We start from the raw sequence: 17883 nt of genomic DNA on the forward strand, positions 1-17883 counted from the left end.
CCACTCCAGCAGGCCGCCCGTCACGACCGACGGTAGCTATATTGCTACACCATGTGATTGTCGTGGCGCACGCAACCGCCAAAGATGGTCAACGTCCGGAAAGTTCGTCCACCGCGGTGCGGACGTCCTCGCTCATGATCGTCGTCAGGTCGGCCGAGCTGGCCGACCCCCCGCGCGAGGCGTGGGCGGCCAGCCGCACGTCACGCCGCATGGCGGCCCGCTCGAACAGCGACCTGGCGAACCGGCCGTTGCCGAGCCCGTCGATCAGCCGCTCCTCGCACACCCAGGCGAACACGTCGTCGAGGTCGCGCAGCGCCTCGGCGTCGAAGGAGTCGCCCGACTTCTCCGCCAGCAGCACCGCGATCTGGGACAACTCCTGCGGGGAGTAGCTGGGGAAGGCCACCCGCTGGCTGAACCGGCTGGCCAGGCCGGGGTTGCTGGTCAGGAAGGAGTCCATCTCGCGCTGGTAGCCGGCCAGCACGATGACGAGCCGGTCGCGGTCGTCCTCGGCCCGCTTGAGCAGGGTCTGCACGGCCTCGGAGCCGAACGCGTCGCCGCCCTGGTAGCCGGGGTTGACCAGGCTGTAGGCCTCGTCGATGAAGAGCACCCCGCCGAGCGCCCGGTCGACCAGCTCGTTGGTCTTGATGGCGGTCGCGCCGAGGTGCTGGCCGACCAGGTCGGCCCGGTGCGCCTCGATGACGTCGGGCCTGGCCAGCAGGCCGAGCGCGGCGAAGATACGGCTCAGGACCCTGGCGACCGTGGTCTTGCCGGTGCCGGGCGGGCCGGCGAACACGAAGTGGCGCATCTGCGGCGGTGTGGGCAGCCCGCGCTCCTGCCGCATCCGGGCCACCTGGAGCTGGGCCGCGATGGCGTGCACCTGCCGCTTGACCGGCGCCAGGCCCGCCATCGCGTCGAGGTCGGCCAGCGCCTCCTCCAGCGTCGGCGTGGCCACGTAGCCGCGGAAGCGCGCGGTCAGCTCGTTGAACGCCTTGGTCACGTCGGGCGTGGTGGTGGTCACCAGGTCCTGGGTGGTCGGGGTGCCGCCGGCGCCGACGACGCGGACGTCACGGGCCTGCGCCGCCGCCTCGACCAGGCTGCGCGCGAACCTGGCGTTGCCCAGCTCGTCGATCAGGCCGCGCCGGTGTACGTCGTCGTAGCGGCTGAGCAGCACCTGCTGGGTCTCGGCGTCCATCGTGTCGCCCCTGCGCCGCTGGAGCAGCTCGGTGACCTCGACCAGCTCGGCGGGGGAGTAGCCGGGAAAGCGCACCCGCGTGGCGAACCTGCTGGACAGGCCGGGATTGCTGGACAGGAACGAGCCCATCTCCTGCTCGTAGCCCGCCAGGATGATGATCAGCCGGTCGCGGTCGTCCTCGGCCCGCTTGAGCAGGGTCTGCACGGCCTCGGAGCCGAACCGGTCGGGCTGGCCGTCGGAGGAGTTGACCAGGCCGTACGCCTCGTCGATGAAGAGCACCCCGCCGAGTGCCCGGTCGACCAGCTCGTTGGTCTTGATCGCGGTCGCGCCCAGGAACTCTCCCACCAGGTCGGCGCGCTGCGCCTCGACCACGTAGGGGGTCTCCAGCAGGCCGAAGGCGTAGAAGATCTTGGCGAGCGCGCGGGCCACGCTGGTCTTGCCGGTGCCGGGCGGGCCGACGAAGACGAAGTGCCTGGTGGGCCGATCGGCGGTGTAGCCGGCCTCGGCCCGCAGCCGGGAGGCCTCGATGGAGGCGGCGATCGAGCGTACCTGCTCCTTGACCGGCGCCAGGCCGATCATGCTCTCCAGCTCGCTGAGCGCCTCCTCCACGGAGATCTGCGGCGGCGCGGCGGACTTGTCCTGCGGCGACTCCGGCCGGCCCTCGCGCGCCCTGACCCGCACCTGGTCCTCGACGGCGACGCTGGCCGCCTTGGCCCGGCGGGCGAGGAGGAAGCGGTAGACCAGGACGGCGGCCGCGGCGGCATAACCGGCCCAGACCGCGCTCTGCTCGGCGACGGGCGAGACGGCGGCGGCCAGCAGGCCGGCGGGCAGGAGCGCCATCAGCGTGGTCACCCACGGCGTCACCCAGCGGATGAGGTGGGCGGCCGCGGCGACGGGCAGGGCCAGCGCCACCATCAGGTGCACCGCGGTGGAGCCGGGGGCGAACAGCCCGGAGAACACGATCAGCGCCAGCGGGGCCCAGCCGGCGACGACGAGCGCGGTGGCGGCGGCGCGGGGGAAGCGCATGGTCAGCGCGATGAACGCGAGCAGCAGCAGGACCAGGGGGAAGGTCTTGAGCAGGTCCCAGCCGAGCGCCGCGCCGATGCCCATGGCGACCACCAGCACGACCACGTAGAGGACCCGGCGCACGGCCTGCGGGACGTGGAAATAGCGCAGCCGCACCTTCTCGAACAGATCCCGCGCCGCGGCCCGTCCCGCCGGCTGGGCCCTGTCGGACTCCTGCATCACGCCTCCCCGGTCCGCCCCCGGTTATACCGCACCAGACCACCTGTTGGGCGGTCCTGACACGCTAGGTGGAGGTCACGAAACCGGCTATGTGACGCCCGAGCTCGGAGCCGGCGTCCTCCTGCAGGAAGTGTCCGGCGCCCTCGATCACGGGATGTGCCAGGCCGGACGTGCCCGAGATCGTTCTGCGCAGAATGGGCGCCATGCCCCCGGTGATGGGATCCCCGTCGGAGAACGCCACCAGGAAGGGTCTGTCGAGGGTGGTGAGGATCTGCCAGGCAGCGCGGTTGGCGGGCGCGGCGGGATCGTCGGGCGTGATCGGCACCAGGCCGGGCATGGCCCGCGGGCCCGCCTTGTACGTCTCGTCGGGGAAGGGCGCGTCATAGGCCGCCCGCACCGGGCCGGGCAGCTCGCTCCGGCACCCGGCCTGGACCAACCTGGCGATATCCAGCGAGGGCGCCGTGAGCACCGCGTTCCTGAACCGATGCCACACCTCGGGCATGGGAATGTCACCCGTCGGCAAGCCCGTGTTGGCGGCCACGATCCTGGCGACGCGCTCGGGGTGCTCGGCCGCGATCCGCAGCCCGATCAGCCCGCCCCAGTCCTGGCCGACGATGGTGACGCCGCTCAGGCCGAGCGCGTCGAACAGCAGGGCCCGGGTCCACTCGACGTGCCTGGCGTAGGTGTGCGCGGCGAGCTCGACCGGCTTGTCCGAGCGGCCGAACCCGACCAGGTCGGCCGCGATGGCGCGCAGCCCGGCCGCGGCCAGCTCGCGCATGACGTGCCGGTAGAGGAACGACCAGCTCGGCTCGCCGTGCAGCAGCACGACGGGCTCGCCGTCGGAAGGGCCCGCTTCGACATAGGCCATGCGCAGGCCGCCGGCCACGTCGGCGTAGTGGGGCTCGTAGGGGAAGCCGGGCAGGTCCGCGAAGCGCTCTTCCGGCGTGCGCAGGATCTCCATGGAACAAAACTCTAGTCAGCGCCGCTGGTGCCGCCCAGGGTATTCGCCCACGAGCACTTGCTTGGGAGTGACCCGCAGGGCGTCGGAGCCGGCCACCGCGATCCCGCGTACCTCCACCCAGAACCGCCGCTGCAGCGGATCCGTCGCGAACACCGCCACCCGCGGATCGGCCTCGATGGCGTCCCAGGTCTCGGGCTCGACGATCAGCCGCAGCTCGCCCCCGGACGTCACGGACGCCACCGCGCCCACGACCCGCGGGCCGAGGGGGCCGCCGTAGGACAGGACGATGCTGCGGGCGTAGGAGAAGGTCTGGCGTACCTCGGGCTCCAGCGGGACGGAGGGTTCGGCCCCCATGGGCAGGTCGCACATGATCAGGGAGGTGCGCCACGGCCCGGGGCCGCCCCGCCACCAGGCCCGCGCCGCCCGCGCCGCGAACACGACCAGCGCCGCCCCCAGCGCGCCGAGCCCGATCCGCCACGCCCAGGCCGATCCCAGCAACCCGCCCGCCGCGCAGGCCGCGGCGGACAGCACGACGAGCCCCGTCGCCGGCCGTAACCACCGATCGTCCCCGTGACGGGCCCGCAGGAAGCCGCGCACCAGCGGGTACGGCACCGCCAGCGCCACCACGGCCGCCCTGGGCTCCACGGCGAGCGCCCCGCAGACCAGCGGCACCAGCACCGACCAGGTCCTGCCGAGGATGATCCAGAGCGTCACGCCGGCGTTCCTCCTGGCGGTGCGCTCCCCGGCCGCGACCGCCGGCGCGTGCGGACGCTCCCCGGCCGCGCCCGCCGTCCTCTGGGCCGGTGCGTGCGGATGCTCCCCGGCCGCGCCCGCCGTCGTCTGGGCCAGCGCGCGCAGCGGCCGGCCGCGCCACGCCTCGGTCAGCGCCCGCACGCCCGCCAGCGCCGACCGGCCCAGCACCACGAGGCCCGCCAGCCCCGCCCGGACCGGGTCGGCGAGGGCGGGCATCGCTCCCAGCAGCAGCCAGACGCCGAACGCGACCACCGACAACACCGCCGAGACGACCGAGGCGCCGAGCCAGGGATCCCGGCCGAGCATCGCCGGCACGTACGGCCACAGGCCCACCCGCCGCGCCTGCCTGACCGTGAGCGGCACCAGCAGCACGAGCACGGCGAAGCCGCCGAGCCGGGCCCGCGCGCCCCAGTCGAGATAGAGCGCGCACACCGCGATCACGACCGTGGCGAAGGCGGCCAGAAGGTGAGCCTGACGGGACCAGACCTCCAGCGCCCGCCTGGCCCGGCTCGTGTCGCGCGGATCCACCGGCCAGGCCGGGTCGTGGTGCGGGCGCGGGCGGTCCCAGCGCAGCAGCGCCAGACCCAGGTTGACGCGGGCCTGCGGCCGGCCGGGATCGAGGGCGAGCGCGGCCCTGTAGGCCCGCTCGGCGCGGGCGTGGTCGCCGCGGAGCAGGGCCAGGTCGCCCAGCAGGACCTCGGGGCCGGGCTCCTCCGGCGCGAACCGTGCCGCCGTCGTGGCGTGCTGGACGGCCTCCTGCCACCTGCCGGGGACCCGGCGCAGGATCGCGGCCAGGCGCACGCGGGCCGGCCAGGAGCCGCGGGCCAGCTCCACGGCCCGCTCCGCGGCGGGCAGGGCGTCGGCGTCGCGGCCCAGCCGCTCGTGCGCGAGGCTGATCAGCCGGTACGCCCATTCGGAGCCCGGATCGAGGTCCGCCGCCCGCCGGGCCGCCTCCAGCGCGGACTCGGGGCGGCCGGCGTTCAGCCTGGTCAGGGCCTCGTCACACCATTCGCGTGAGGGCCGGTCGGGTGTCGTGCCTGGTCTGCCATGTGGATCGGTCCCCACGCGTCCCATGATCGGCTGGCGGACGATCGTTTGGATAGATACCGACATATGGCTGTATCTCTCTAGAGAGGTCCGAGAGCCGCGGATCAGTCGATACCGCTATGACAAGCGCGGGCCATGGCCTAAGCTGCCACGCAAGCCGGAGCGCCGCAGTCAGGCGGCCGAGCCCGGGAGAAGCGAACCCCGGGCCATGGCTGCGACGCCACCGATGACCAGCACGTGCGGGCCCTGTGAACGGATCGGCCCGCAAGGAGGGCCATGACCGTCACGCAGGCCGCACCCCTCGCGCAGCCCGCCGATCAGAAGCAGGGGACCCATCGCTGGGCCGTGCTCGTGCTGCTCAGCGCGAGCCTGCTGCTGATCACGGTGGACGCCACGGTGCTGCACATCGCGGTGCCCGCCCTGACGGCCGCGCTGGAGCCCTCCGCGGTGCAACTCCTGTGGATCATCGACATCTACTCGCTGGTGGTCGCGCCGCTGCTGATCGTGTTCGGCACGCTCGGCGACAGGTACGGCCGCAAGCGGCTGGTCCTGGCCGGCTTCGTGCTGTTCGGCGTGGCCTCGGCCGCCGCCGCGTGCGCCCCGACCGCCCTGACGCTGATCCTGGCCAGGGCGCTGCTCGGCGTCGGCGGCGCGATGATCATGCCGGCCACGCTCTCCCTGATCCGCCAGGTGTTCACCGACCGGCGGGAGCGGGCCATCGCGCTGGGCGTCTGGAGCGCCGTCGCGGCGGCCGGCGCGGCCGTCGGGCCGCTCATCGGCGGCGTGCTCGTCGGCTTCTGGTGGGGCGCGGTCTTCCTGGTCAACGTGCCGATCCTGCTGGTGTTGCTGCCCGCCGCCGTCCGCCTGCTGCCGGACTCCCGCCCGCGCCGTGGCCTGCCCTGGGACGTGACGAGCGCGGTGTTGTCGGTGCTGGGCATCCTCGCGCTGGCCTTCGGGCTGAAGGAGGCGGGCTCGGGCGGCCTCATGCCGCTGTGGGCGGCCACGCTGGTGTTCCTGACCGGGCCGGCGCTGCTCATCGTGTTCGTACGGCGGCAGACGCGCCTGGCCGCGCCGCTGCTCGAAGTCGGGCTGTTTCGCCGGCGGGGGTTCACCACCGGGGTCGTGGGCGTGCTGCTCGGCGTGTTCGCGCTGGTGGGCCTGCAGCTCATGCTGGCTCAATACCTGCAGCTCGTGCTCGGCGACAGCCCGCTGCGGGCGGCCGTGCGGATGTTGCCGCTGGTCGTCTCCGCGATCTCCGGCGGGCTGGCCGCCGCCCACATCCTGCCGCGGATCGGCATGCGGGCCACGATGAGCGGCGGGCTCGGCCTGGTCGCGCTGGCCCTGACGCCCACCCTGACCTGGGGCGTCGAGGGGCATCCCGTGATGTTGTCGGTCTGCTTCGTGGGCATCGGGTTCGGGGTGCAGGTGGCGCTGCTGGCCGCCTCCGACACGATCATGTCCGCGGCCTCCGAGTCCCAGGCGGGCGGCGCCGCGGCCATCGAGGAGACCGCGTACGAGCTGGGCGCCGGACTCGGCGTGGCCGTGCTCGGCACGATCACCACCATCGTGTACGCCCCCGGCCTGCCCGCCGTGCCCGGTGTGTCCACGGGCGGCATGGACGCCGCCCGGCAGTCGCTCGCCGCGGCCGCGCACGTCGCGCACCAGATCGGCGGCAGCTCCGGGGCCGCGCTGCTCGACGCCGCCCGGTGGGCCTTCGTCAACGCCCTGCACACGACCGTGGTCGTGAGCGTCATCCTGCTCAGCCTGACCGCCGTCGCGGTGGCCATGCTGCTCCGCCGTGATTGAGGTGTGCCATGTCCCGATTAGGGCAGACAACAACCGTGAAACAGGTCCTTCGTGATCTTGCCGCTTTAGTCGCCCGCATCGGTGTGGGCGGTATTTTCTTCGCCAATGGCTGGACCAAGCTGGAAGACGGACTGAAGATCACCGGGGCGAACTTCCAGAAGCAGGGCGCCCCCGCGCCCGGCGCCTGGGCCACGGTCACCATGCTCACCGAGCTCATCGGTGGCGCACTGCTGATCGCCGGGCTGGCAGTCTCGATCACCGGTCTGATCCTGTTCGCCGAGGCGCTCGCGGTCTTCCTGGTGGCCCCGCCGCTCAATCCGATCAGCCTGAACGAGCTGATCCTCCTCGGCGCCGCCGCGCTCCTGCTCGCCGTGGTCGGCGCGGGACGGGTGTCGGTGGACCACATGGTGGTGATCCGCCGGAGGGAGTCGGAGGCGGCGAACGAGTTCGCCGCCGACAACGAGGCCGACCAGGTCATCGCCTCGCTCAGAGAGCCGGACGAACCCCAGCGCACGCCGGAGGAGTCTCCCGCGCCGGCCGGCGACGACACGGCGCCGCATCCCAGGCCGCGCGCCCAGAGCGCGGAGGCCAAGCCCGCCGAGGCCAAACCGGCCGAGGACCCGTCTCCGGTCCCCGGCGACACGCTGGTCGCCGGCCGCAAGAAACCGCCGCCCCGCAACCGCCGCCCGACCACCGACTGACCCGCCCGGCCGGCGCGGCGATCCTGCCCGGCCGACTGATCTGTGCGGCCGGTGCGGCCATCCCGCCCGGCCTGGCGTGGCTATTCTGGCGGCAGGTCGGAGCAAGGGGCGTGGATGGCCAGGGCGGGCAGGACGCGCGCGACGGTACGCGACGTCGCGGCGGAGACGGGCCTGTCCATCGCCACCGTCTCCCGCGTGCTCAACGGCCGGTCCAACGTCGCCCCGCACACCCGCGACCTGGTGCTGCGCGCCGTCGGCCGGCTCGGCGACCAGGCGCCACGGCCGCGCGTGCCGCAGGAGCGGCCGGACGGCGCGGTCTACGTGCGCTGCCCGTATCTCCTGACCGACTACTTCGGCCTCATCGTCTCCTCGGTGGGAGAGACGATCGAGCTGCACGGCAGGCAGATGATCCTCGGCGCGGGGGAGACGGCGCAGGACAACCCGGTGCTGCCGGGGCTGCCGGACCGTCAGGGCGTCGCGGGCGCGATCCTCATCCTGCCCCCGGAGCCGGGCGAGGAGCTCGTACGCCTGCGCGACCGCGGCTTCCCGTTCGTGGTGATCGATCCCCGTACGCCGCCGCCCAAGGACATCGTGGCCGTGTCGGCCGCGCACTTCGCGGGCGGACGCAAGCTGATGGCCCACGTCGTGGGGCTGGGCCACCGCCGGGTCGGGATCATCGGCGGCCCGGTGCGGTGGCTGCCGAGCGAGGCCCGGCTGGCCGGCTACACCGCCTCGCTGGCCGACGCGGGCGTGCTCCCGGCGGCGGAGCTGCTGCGTCACGTGCCCGAGCCGAACACCGAGCACGGCTACCGCGCGGCCGGTGAGCTGCTCGACCTGCCTGAGCGGCCGACGGCGCTGGTGGCGTTCAACGACAAGATGGCGGTCGGGGCGCTCTGGGCGGCGGCCGAGCGCGGGTTGAGCGTGCCCGCCGACCTGTCGGTGGCGGGCTTCGACGACATCGACGTCAGCAGGGCCACCTCGCCGGCGCTGACCACGGTGCGTCAGCCGCTGCAGGAGATGGGCCGGATGGCGGTGACGCTGCTGATGCGGGTCCTCAGCCGGCACACCCTGGAGGCGCTGCACGTGTCGCTCGGCACCGAGCTGATCGTCCGCGGCTCCACGGGGCCGGTTCCGCGCTGAGGCGTTTCATTTGTTTCATCGATTGACGGGCCGTTTGACTCGTGCTGTGCTGCCGGGTGAAAGCAGCGTTACAGGATTGTTTCATTTGTTTCAAGGGCACCACCCCCCGCTGTGAAAGGACCGCAGCCGTGTCCAGGATCCTTCTCGCGCTCGCCTGCGCCGCCGCCTTCTGGGCGCCCGCGCCCGCTCCGGCCCTCGCCGCCGACGAGCCGGTGAGCGTCTGGCTCACCACCACCTCCGACGCAGGGGGCCGCACCGTCACCCGCGGCCTCGCGCAGCAGCCGCAGCTCGCCTTCGGCCCCGCCGGGGGCACCGCGAGCCACACGATCACCGTCAACGAGGGCACCACGTACCAGCAGTTCGAGGGCGGTGGCGCGTCGATCACCGACACCACCGCGCACCTGCTGCGTGGCGGCGCCGTCAGCGCCGCCACGCGGGACGCCGTGATGCGCAGGCTGTTCTCGCCCGCCGACGGGATCGGCCTGTCCTTCGTGCGCAACCCGATCGGCGCCTCCGACCTGTCGCGCCCCGGCATGGTGTCGCTGGACGACACCTGCTGCGACCTGAACGACTTCGGCGCAGGCGGCTACGACACGAATGTGCGCCTGCTGACCGCCCAGGCCAGGCAGCTCAACCCCGCGCTGCGGGTCAAGGGCGTGCCGTGGAGCGCGCCCGGCTGGATGAAGGACAACGGCCGGATGGACCAGATGGGCTGGCTGAAGTGGGAGTACTACGGCATGTACGCCCAGTACCTGGTCAAGTACGTGCAGAGCTACCAGGCGGCCGGGATCCCGGTGAACTACGTCTCGCTCCAGAACGAGCCCAACTGCTGCCAGGCGTCCAATCCCACCGCGATGAACTATCCGGGCATGTCCTGGAACGCCGCCGGCCTGATCGAGCTCACCAAGAACTTCGTCTACCCGGCCTTCCGCGCCGCCGGGATCACCACGAAGGTGCTCGTCCACGACTGGAACTACGGTGACCACGGCCAGATCGGCGCTCCCATCCTGGCCGACGCCGCGCTCCGCAACGACCCGCTGTTCGGCGGCATCGCCTGGCACGGCTACTTCGGCGACCCGGCCGTGGGCACGCAGGTGCACAACCAGTATCCGCAGGTCTCCCAGTTCAGCACCGAGCACTCGGGCGGCACCTGGGTCGGCAACCAGCACAACGAGGACATGACCGACATCGTGACCTACGCCCGCAACTGGAGCCGCAGCCTGGTCAAGTGGAGCCTCGCGCTCAACCAGAACATGGGCCCGCACAACGGTGGTTGCGGCACCTGCACGGGGCTGATCACCGTTCAGGAGGGCGGCTCCCGCGCCGGTCAGGTCGACTACACGATCGAGTACTACACGACCGGCCACCTCACCAAGTTCGTCCGGCCGGGGGCGTACCGGATCGACTCCACCGCGAACGGCACCGTCCAGAACGTGGCCTGGCGCAACCCGGACGGCTCCAAGGCCCTGATCGCCCACAACGGCGGCGGCTCCGCCCAGTCCGTCAGGGTCAACTGGGGCGGCCAGTCCTTCGTCTCCACCCTGCCCGCCCGCACCACCGCCACGTTCACCTGGTCCGGGACGCCGGGCTCGGGCGGCGGCGGCACCCAGGGCACGATCACGGGCCTGGGCGGCAAGTGCGCCGACGTGGCCGGCGGCAGCAGCGCCGACGGCACCGCCGTGCAGCTCTACACCTGCAACGGCACCGCCGCCCAGCAGTGGACCCGGCCGGGCGACGGCACGCTGCGCGCGCTCGGCAAGTGCCTCGACGTGACCGGCCACGGCACGGCCGACGGCGTCAAGCTCCAGCTCTGGACGTGTACGGGCGCCCCCAACCAGCAGTGGACCCCCACCGCGGCCCGCGACCTGGTCAACCCCGCGGCGAACAAGTGCGCCGACGTCACCGGCGACACCAGCGCCGACGGCGCCCGCCTGCAGATCTGGACCTGCACGGGCGCCGCCAACCAGAAGTGGACCCTGTCCTGAGCCCTGATTCCGGGTCCCGGTCGCCCGGCTCACATCTGCGCGGTGAGCCGGGCGATCACCCGCATCTTGTTCATCGCGTCCAGCGCGGCCACCTTGTACGACTCCGCCAGCGTCGGATAGTTGAACACCGCGTTGACCAGGTAGTCGATGGTGCCGCCGCACCCCATGACCGTCTGGCCGATGTGCACCAGCTCCGTCGCTCCCGTGCCGAACACGTGCACGCCCAGCAGCCGCCGGTCCTCGGAGGAGACGAGCAGTTTGAGCATCCCGTACGAGTCGCCGATGATCTGCCCTCTGGCCAGCTCCCGGTAGCGCGAGATGCCCACCTCGAACGGCACCTTGTCCCTGGTCAGCTCGTCCTCCGACTTCCCGACGAAGCTGATCTCCGGAATGCTGTAGATCCCGATGGGCGGCAGCTCGCGCACGTCCTCGACCGGCTCGCCGCACGCGTGCTGCGCGGCCAGCCGGCCCTGCTCCATCGAGGTGGCCGCCAGCGCGGGAAAGCCGATCACGTCACCGACGGCGTAGATGTGCGGCACGCTCGTGGCGTAGTTGGCGTCCACCGAGATCCGGCCGCGGTCGTCGGCGGACAGGCCGGCGGCCTCCAGGCAGAGCTCGGTCGTCTTGCCCTGCCGGCCGGCGGAGTACATGACGCAGTCGGCGGGGATCTTCTTCCCGCTCTCCAGCAGGGTCAGCGCGCCGCCGGGACGGCGTTCGACGGCGGCCACGCTCTCGCCGAACCGGAAGGTCACCGCCAGGTCGCGCAGATGGTATTTCAGCGCCTCCACGATCTCCAGGTCGCAGAACTCCAGCATGCGCTCGCGCCGCTCCACCACCGTGACCTTGGTGCCGAGGGCGGCGAACATGGAGGCGTACTCGATGCCGATGACCCCCGCCCCCACCACGACGAGGGTCTCCGGGACCCGGTCGAGGCGCAGGATCGCGTCGGAGTCGATGACCGTCCTGTCGTCGAACTGCACGCTGGCGGGCCTGGCGGGCGAGGTGCCCGTGGCGATCACGATCTTCTCGGCGGTGACCTTGGTCTCCTCGGCCTTGCCCTCCTCGTCGGTGATCCCGATCGTGTGCGCGTCCAGGAACCTGCCGGTGCCCTGGAGCACGGTCACGTGGTTGCGGCCGAGCTGGCTGCGGATCACCTGGATCTCGCGGCCGATCACGTGCTGGGTGCGCATGCCCAGGTCGGTGACCGTGATCTCGTCCTTGACGCGGTAGCTGGCACCGTACAGGTCGCGCTGGTTGAGCCCGGTGAGATAGAGGACCGCCTCCCGCAGGGTCTTCGACGGGATCGTGCCCGTGTTGATGCACACGCCGCCGAGCATGTGCCGTCTCTCGACCATCGCGACGCGCTTGCCGAGTTTCGCCGCCGCGATCGCGGCCTTCTGCCCACCAGGTCCGGAACCCAGGACCACAACATCAAAGTCCGCCACACCGTACAGTCTGCGGGTGGCGTGTTAACGGGAAAAGACCTGTCTGCCAGACTCCGGGATATGTTGCGCCCCTTCACGCAGGTCGATGTCTTCTCCGCCACGCCGTACCAGGGCAACGCACTCGCGGTCGTCCTGGACGGCGAAGGTCTGAGCACCGAGCAGATGCAGCGCTTCGCCGACTGGACGAATCTGTCCGAGACCACCTTCCTGCTGCCGCCCAGCAGGCCCGAGGCCGACTACCGGGTGCGGATCTTCACCACCGAGAGCGAATTGCCCTTCGCCGGGCATCCGACGCTGGGCTCCTGCCATGCCTGGCTGGAGGCCGGCGGCAAGCCGGGCAGGGACGGCGAGATCGTGCAGGAGTGCGGGGCCGGGCTCGTCCGTCTGCGGCTGACCGAGCACGGGCCGGCCTTCCAGGCGCCGCCGCTCATCCACTCGGGGCCGGTGGAGGAGGAGCTCGTCGAGCGGATCGCCGCCTCACTCGGGATCGGGCGGGGCGACGTCCTCGCCGCCGAATGGGCCGACAACGGGCCTGGCTGGGTCGCGGTGCTGCTCGCGGACGCCGCGGCGGTGCTCGCGCTGCGTCCTGGAGCGGTGCAGGAGGACGTGGGCGTGGTGGGACCGTATCCGGCGGGGTCACCGTTCGCCTACGAGGTGCGGGCGTTCTTCCCGCACCAGGGCGGCACCGTGGAGGACCCCGTGACGGGCAGCCTGAACGCCTCTCTGGCCCAGTGGCTGCTGCGCACCGGCCGGGTCGAGGCCCCCTACGTGGCCGCCCAGGGCACGGCGATGGGGCGCGCGGGCCGCATCCACATCACCACCGACTCCGAGGGAAACGTCTGGGTCGGCGGCACCGTCATCACCTGCGTCACCGGCCAGGTGGAGCTGTGAAGAGCGCCTCGCCTCACGTCACCTGTGAAGAGCGCCTGGCCCCATGTCATCGTCGCGTTCTGAAGCGCACCTCGTGCGTCACCGGCCGGGTCGCGTTCTGAAGCGCACCTCGTCGCCCGGCCTGAGCTGGGCGGCGATGGGCAGCCCGGCGGCGCGTACGACGCCGATGACCGGATAGCCGCCCGTCGGCGGATGGTCGGCGAGGAAGATGATCGGCTGCCCGCTCGGCGGCACCTGGACCGCCCCGGCGACCATGCCCTCGCTCGGCAGCTCGCCCGCCCTGACCCGCGCCAGTTCCGGGCCGCGCAGGCGGACGCCGACGCGGTTGCTGTCCTGGCTCACCACGTAGGGGCGCCCGCACAGCTCGGCCAGCGCGCCGGCAGCGAACCAGTCGTCGCGCGGCCCCGGCAGTACCTCCAGCACCGCGGGCGGCGGCTCGGGCGGCGGCGCCAGGTCCACCGAAATGACGCCTTCGGGCCGGCCGACGGGCAGCAGCGTGCCCGCCCGCAGCGGCGCGGGCCCCAGCCCGGACAGCGAGTCGGTGGCGCGGCTGCCGAGCACCGGCTCGACCGCGATCCCGCCGCGCACGGCCACGTAGGTGCGCAACCCCCAGGAGGGCGCGCCGAGCCGCACCTCCGTCCCCGCCGGCGCCCACACCGGGGCGCCCATCCCAGGCCCGCCCGCCAGCGGCGCGCCGGCCAGCGCGATCCACGCCCCGTCGAGGAAGCGCAGCCTGGCCAGCCCGAACGTCAGCTCGATCCCGGCCAGCCCCTCGGCGTTGCCCACCAGCCGGTTGGCCAGCCGCAGGCTCGGCGCGTCGGCCGCGCCGGAGCGGGGCACGCCCAGGTGGGCGTAGCCGGGCCGCCCGAGGTCCTGGACGGTCGCGTACGGACCGGGCGCCAGCACCTCGATCATGCGGGCTCGAACCGCACGCGCATGCCCGGACGGAACAGCGAGGGCGGATCGCCGGCGACGTCCCACACTCGCGTCGAGGTACGCCCGAGCAGCCGCCACCCGCCGGGCGAGGCCGTCGGATAGACCGCCGAGTAGGGCCCAGCCACCGCCACCGACCCCGCGGGCACCGACGTGCGCGGCGTGTCCAGCCGGGGCGTCTCCAGCGCCGGATCGAGTCCGGTCAGATAGGCGAACCCCGGGGCGAACCCCAGCCACCCCACCACCAGCTCCCGCCCCGAGTGCCGCGCGACCACCTCGTCCACCGAGAGCCCCGCCAGCTCCGCGACGGAATCGAGATCGGCCCCGTCATAGACCACGGGAATGGTCACCGCGGCCCCTTCGACCGTCCGGACGCCCGCCAGGTCGCCGGCGACCACCTCCGCCAGCCGCGCGCGCAGCCGGGCCTGGTCCGCGCCCGGAGCCACCACGAGCACGGTGGCGGGCCCCGGCACGATCTCCACGACACCCGCCGGCCGGTCCGCGCGCAGCGCCGCGTCCAGCCGGTGCGACAACTCCAGCGAGCCGGTCTCCACGAGCAGCCCGTCCTCCCCGGCCGCCCGGATCACGCGAACGTCCGCAGAGCCGCTCGCGGGGCCGTCCGCAGAGCTAGTCGCGGGGCCGCCCGCAGAGCCGTCCGCGGGGCCGCCCGCAGAGCCGCTCGCGGGGTCGTTCGCGGGGCTGCTCCCGCTCACGCGAACGCCTGCAGGGCCACTCCCGCCGACAACAGCGTGTCCCGGACGCCCTGCGCCAGCCGGACGGCGTCAGGCGTGTCTCCGTGGACGCAGATGGAACGGGCGGAAATCGGCACCGAGCTCCCGTCAGCGGCCGTCACAGAGCCGTCCACGGCCATCTGGCGGGCACGGGCGGACACCGCGGCCACGTCGTGGATGACCGCCCCAGGCTCCCTGCGCGAGACGAGCAGGCCCGCCGCGGTGTAGGCGCGGTCGGCGAACGCCTCGCTCACCGTCGGCACGCCCTCGGCCGCCGCCACCTGGTGCACCACCGAGCCGGGCAGCGTGAGCACCGGCAGCGAGGGGTCGTAGTCGGCCACCGCGTCGATCACCGCCGCCGCCTGGACCTCGTCGCGGCAGATCCGGTTGTAGAGCGCGCCGTGCGGCTTGACGTACGCCACCCGCCCGCCCATCGCCCTGGCGATGCCGTCCACGGCCGCGAGCTGGTAGAGCACCTCGGCGCACAACTCCTCCGGCTCGACGTCCATCTCCCTGCGCCCGAAGTGGGCCAGGTCGCGATAGGACACCTGGGCCCCGATCGCCACGCCACGGTCGACGGCCGCCGCGCACGTGCGCCTGATCGTCACGGGGTCGCCGGCGTGGAAACCGCACGCCACGTTGGCGCTCGTGACGATGTCGAGCAGTGCGAGGTCGTCGCCGAGCTGCCAGACGCCGAAGCCCTCGCCCAGGTCGGCGTTGAGGTCGATCACCATGGCAGTAGAGGCTATCTCGGCGCGACGAAGAGCGTCTGCGTCGCCGTGCCGACCTCGCCGGCCGAGTCGTACAGGGTGGAGCGGGTCAGACCCCGGCCGCCGGGGCCGATGACGGTCTCGGCGTCCATGCAGATCCACTCGCCCTCCGGCGTGCGGAACAGGGAGATGGTCAGGTCCACGTTCGCGAACAGGTGCGTGGCGAAGTCGACGGCGAAGCTGACCCCGTTGCCGCTGTCGGCGAACACCGCCAGGCGCTCCAGCGGCGTCATCTCCTCGCCTTCGACCAGCGGCATCGTCAGCCTGCCCCAGACCGTGGCGGGGCCGATCTCCATGGGACCGCCGGTGACGAAACGCCAGTCGAGCGCCCTGCCGTACCCGAAGCCGGAGCCCAGCCACGAGCGGGCGTGCTCCTCCGATCGCGGCGGGACGGGCGCGGGCGGCCCGGAGACCGGCGTCGCGGGGGTGGCCGACTCGCGGATGCGCCACGCCGTCGCCCTGGCGTACTCGCGGCCGCCGGAGGAGACGCTCGCCGACAGGCACTGCACGCGCTTGCCGTCGCGGGCCACCTCGGTCGTGACCTCCAGCTCCGCCAGCGGCACCGGCGCGAACACGTCCACCACCAGCCTGGACAGCTCCAGCCCCGGGCGCGGCGCGGTCAGGGCGAGCTCGTGGACGACGAGGGCGGTGACGGGGCCCATGTGCTGGGTGGCGGGGTCCCAGGGGCCCTGTGTGTGCTCCGACGCCAGATAACGGCCCTCGCCCACACGGCTGTACATCGACATAGAACTAAATTCTAGTCACCGATCTAGAACTCGTCGGGGATGTCGGCGATGTCGTCGAGGGCCGCCGCCAGCTCGTCGGGGTCGCCGCCGATCCGCTCGGCGATCTCGATCAGCACGTGCAGCACGTCGTGGCGGTCGTGACCCAGGTCGAGCAGGCGCTGCGCGGCCTCCCAGAGCTGCGGCGGATCGCCGTCCCACAGCCGGGTGGCGATCTCCTCGTGCCAGGCCAGGTGCTCCTGGTCGATCGTGCCGCCATGGTCGATCTCGAGTAACGTACGGCGGTCGGCCTGGTCGGCCGGATCGAGGCGGTCGAGCTCGATCCCGCCGTGCGTGCCCTGCAGGAACGGGAACGCGAAGACCCGCCGGGCCAGCGCCGACAGGTCGCCGTCGGGCAGCAGCCGCTCCAGCAGCGGGCGGTCGAGCCCGAACGACGTCGGATCCCGGTAGGCCTCGGGGAACTTGCCGATCGCCTCCCACACCGCGTCCAGCGTGGCCTTCAGCCCCTGCTCGGGCAGCCCGGTGCGGTGAGCGGCGAAACGCACCCACGCCGCCAGCGCGTGCGGCATCGCCTCCTGCTCGGCCACGCTCAGCATCACCTTGCGCGGCAGCCAGTCGAGCAGGAACGTCTCGCACTTGGTCGGGCTCACCCGCAGCGGCCGGTTGAAGTCCTGCTCGCAGCCGTAGTCGATGATGTGGTCGGCGCAGCGCGCGGCCGCCGACGGGTCGGACAGGTGCTCGGCCGCGTCGGAGGCGAGGAACTCCGCCGCCAGCATGGCCCGCCGCTCCCTGCTGTAGGGCGCCTCGATGTGCAGCGGCGCCGGCCGCTTGCGCCCCGGGGGCAGCGCCTTGAGCCGGGCGCGGGCGAAGGCGTGGTAGGCGCTGTAGCTGTCGCTGACCGGCGGCGGCGTCTTGGGCTCCCTGGTGGCCTTCATGGCCGACTCGAGCAGCGCCCTGGCCTGCTCCGGCTGGATCTCCTCGAACAGCAGCAGCGGGTTGCCCGCCGTCTCCGCCCTGGACTTCTCCAGCAGCTCGTCGACGTGCGAGGACACCCAGGCGTCGCGGGCCATGCCCATCATGTTGTGGTCGACGACCATGACCAGCGCGTGCCGGTCCGTCGGCTGGGATGCCTCGTTCCAGCGGTAGGCGAAGGTGCAGATCACCGTGTCCTGGTCGCCGTAGGCGTCGCGGGAGACGTAGCAGCCGGCGGGTTTCACGGCGCCGACCTTGTCGGCCCAGCCGGGCCTGGCCACGCCGGACTCCATCATCGCCAGCGCCGCGCCCTCGGCCTTGGCGCCCTGGCGGGCGGTGCCGAGATAGGCCAGGCAGATCAGCAGGGTCAGCGAGGCCGGCGTGCCCGCCTTGGCGGCGTAGTCGACCAGCCCCTCGCCGAGCACCTGCTCCACGTCGCCGCCCCTGACCCGCCTGCCCCACCAGGCGCCGATCATGCCGGAGACCATCAGCTCCGCGTCCAGAGGCGTGCGTACGGCGAGCAGCTCACGGGCCGCCTGCACCATTTCCTTGAACACGTCGTCTGGCG

Annotated in this window: 14 protein-coding genes; 5 read left to right on the forward strand and 9 right to left on the reverse strand. The window is 72.7% G+C overall.

Annotated elements, in window-relative coordinates:
* Nucleotides 1-88 precede the first annotated feature (88 nt).
* The 3 genes from ACWD0F_RS19270 to ACWD0F_RS19280 form a co-directional block, all read right to left on the reverse strand.
* Nucleotides 89-2437 (reverse strand): AAA family ATPase, encoded by a 2349-nt coding sequence (locus tag ACWD0F_RS19270; protein WP_449877163.1) that lies wholly within the window; start codon nucleotides 2435-2437, stop codon nucleotides 89-91.
* Between the two features lie 64 nt (nucleotides 2438-2501).
* Nucleotides 2502-3398, reverse strand: a complete 897-nt coding sequence (locus ACWD0F_RS19275; protein WP_449877165.1) for a haloalkane dehalogenase — start codon at nucleotides 3396-3398, stop codon at nucleotides 2502-2504.
* 15 nt (nucleotides 3399-3413) lie between these two features.
* The gene (locus ACWD0F_RS19280; RefSeq protein WP_449877167.1) at nucleotides 3414-5216 is read right to left on the reverse strand and encodes a tetratricopeptide repeat protein; all 1803 of its coding nucleotides are present in this window, start codon (nucleotides 5214-5216) and stop codon (nucleotides 3414-3416) included.
* A 258-nt stretch (nucleotides 5217-5474) separates the two neighbouring features.
* Between ACWD0F_RS19280 and ACWD0F_RS19285 the strand changes: the two genes are divergently transcribed.
* From ACWD0F_RS19285 to ACWD0F_RS19300, 4 genes are all read left to right on the forward strand, one after another.
* The gene (locus tag ACWD0F_RS19285) at nucleotides 5475-7004 is read left to right on the forward strand and encodes an MFS transporter (RefSeq protein ID WP_449877169.1); all 1530 of its coding nucleotides are present in this window, start codon (nucleotides 5475-5477) and stop codon (nucleotides 7002-7004) included.
* Nucleotides 7005-7012: 8 nt separating this feature from the next.
* The gene (locus ACWD0F_RS19290; protein ID WP_449877171.1) at nucleotides 7013-7705 is read left to right on the forward strand and encodes a DoxX family membrane protein; all 693 of its coding nucleotides are present in this window, start codon (nucleotides 7013-7015) and stop codon (nucleotides 7703-7705) included.
* 114 nt (nucleotides 7706-7819) lie between these two features.
* Entirely contained in the window at nucleotides 7820-8845 is a 1026-nt protein-coding gene (locus ACWD0F_RS19295; protein ID WP_449877173.1) for a LacI family DNA-binding transcriptional regulator, read from the forward strand.
* A 128-nt stretch (nucleotides 8846-8973) separates the two neighbouring features.
* Nucleotides 8974-10830 (forward strand): ricin-type beta-trefoil lectin domain protein, encoded by a 1857-nt coding sequence (locus ACWD0F_RS19300; protein WP_449877175.1) that lies wholly within the window; start codon nucleotides 8974-8976, stop codon nucleotides 10828-10830.
* A gap of 29 nt (nucleotides 10831-10859) precedes the next feature.
* Here ACWD0F_RS19300 and sthA read toward each other — a convergent pair whose 3' ends face one another.
* Complete coding sequence (gene sthA / locus ACWD0F_RS19305; RefSeq protein ID WP_449877177.1) at nucleotides 10860-12275, reverse strand: Si-specific NAD(P)(+) transhydrogenase; 1416 nt, start codon at nucleotides 12273-12275, stop codon at nucleotides 10860-10862.
* Nucleotides 12276-12335: 60 nt separating this feature from the next.
* Here sthA and ACWD0F_RS19310 point away from each other — a divergent pair, with 60 nt between their 5' ends.
* Nucleotides 12336-13166, forward strand: coding sequence for a PhzF family phenazine biosynthesis protein (locus ACWD0F_RS19310; protein ID WP_449877179.1), 831 nt, complete (start codon nucleotides 12336-12338; stop codon nucleotides 13164-13166).
* A 78-nt stretch (nucleotides 13167-13244) separates the two neighbouring features.
* On the opposite strand, the gene ACWD0F_RS19315 is transcribed toward ACWD0F_RS19310, so the two are convergent.
* The 5 genes from ACWD0F_RS19315 to ACWD0F_RS19335 all read right to left on the reverse strand — a co-directional run bounded on the left by ACWD0F_RS19315 (nucleotide 13245) and on the right by ACWD0F_RS19335 (nucleotide 17860).
* Nucleotides 13245-14081 carry a 5-oxoprolinase subunit C family protein gene (locus ACWD0F_RS19315; protein ID WP_449877180.1) on the reverse strand — a complete coding sequence of 279 codons (837 nt, stop codon included), beginning with the start codon at nucleotides 14079-14081 and terminating at the stop codon, nucleotides 13245-13247.
* The gene (locus ACWD0F_RS19320) at nucleotides 14078-14686 is read right to left on the reverse strand and encodes a 5-oxoprolinase subunit B family protein (protein WP_449877181.1); all 609 of its coding nucleotides are present in this window, start codon (nucleotides 14684-14686) and stop codon (nucleotides 14078-14080) included. The genes ACWD0F_RS19315 and ACWD0F_RS19320 overlap by 4 nt, the downstream gene beginning before the upstream one ends.
* A 122-nt stretch (nucleotides 14687-14808) precedes the next feature.
* Nucleotides 14809-15564 carry a LamB/YcsF family protein gene (locus tag ACWD0F_RS19325; protein ID WP_449877183.1) on the reverse strand — a complete coding sequence of 252 codons (756 nt, stop codon included), beginning with the start codon at nucleotides 15562-15564 and terminating at the stop codon, nucleotides 14809-14811.
* A gap of 11 nt (nucleotides 15565-15575) precedes the next feature.
* On the reverse strand, nucleotides 15576-16346 hold the full coding sequence (locus tag ACWD0F_RS19330) for a thioesterase family protein (RefSeq protein WP_449877185.1): 771 nt from the start codon (nucleotides 16344-16346) through the stop codon (nucleotides 15576-15578).
* 23 nt (nucleotides 16347-16369) lie between these two features.
* Nucleotides 16370-17860: a hypothetical protein gene (locus ACWD0F_RS19335; protein WP_449877353.1), complete on the reverse strand. Its 1491-nt coding sequence runs from the start codon at nucleotides 17858-17860 to the stop codon at nucleotides 16370-16372.
* Nucleotides 17861-17883: the final 23 nt, after the last annotated feature.

This window comes from Nonomuraea sp. NPDC002799, from assembly GCF_053592075.1.

Bases quoted from the DNA above. Each gene is read 5' to 3' on its own strand.
- ACWD0F_RS19325 (WP_449877183.1), bottom strand. From the start codon at position 15,564: ATGGTGATCGACCTCAACGCCGACCTGGGCGAGGGCTTCGGCGTCTGG.
- ACWD0F_RS19330 (WP_449877185.1), bottom strand. From the start codon at position 16,346: ATGTCGATGTACAGCCGTGTGGGCGAGGGCCGTTATCTGGCGTCGGAG.
- ACWD0F_RS19285 (WP_449877169.1), top strand. From the start codon at position 5,475: ATGACCGTCACGCAGGCCGCACCCCTCGCGCAGCCCGCCGATCAGAAG.
- ACWD0F_RS19335 (WP_449877353.1), bottom strand. From the start codon at position 17,860: ATGGTGCAGGCGGCCCGTGAGCTGCTCGCCGTACGCACGCCTCTGGAC.
- ACWD0F_RS19270 (WP_449877163.1), bottom strand. From the start codon at position 2,437: ATGCAGGAGTCCGACAGGGCCCAGCCGGCGGGACGGGCCGCGGCGCGG.
- ACWD0F_RS19275 (WP_449877165.1), bottom strand. From the start codon at position 3,398: ATGGAGATCCTGCGCACGCCGGAAGAGCGCTTCGCGGACCTGCCCGGC.
- ACWD0F_RS19290 (WP_449877171.1), top strand. From the start codon at position 7,013: ATGTCCCGATTAGGGCAGACAACAACCGTGAAACAGGTCCTTCGTGAT.
- ACWD0F_RS19295 (WP_449877173.1), top strand. From the start codon at position 7,820: ATGGCCAGGGCGGGCAGGACGCGCGCGACGGTACGCGACGTCGCGGCG.
- ACWD0F_RS19315 (WP_449877180.1), bottom strand. From the start codon at position 14,081: ATGATCGAGGTGCTGGCGCCCGGTCCGTACGCGACCGTCCAGGACCTC.
- ACWD0F_RS19310 (WP_449877179.1), top strand. From the start codon at position 12,336: ATGTTGCGCCCCTTCACGCAGGTCGATGTCTTCTCCGCCACGCCGTAC.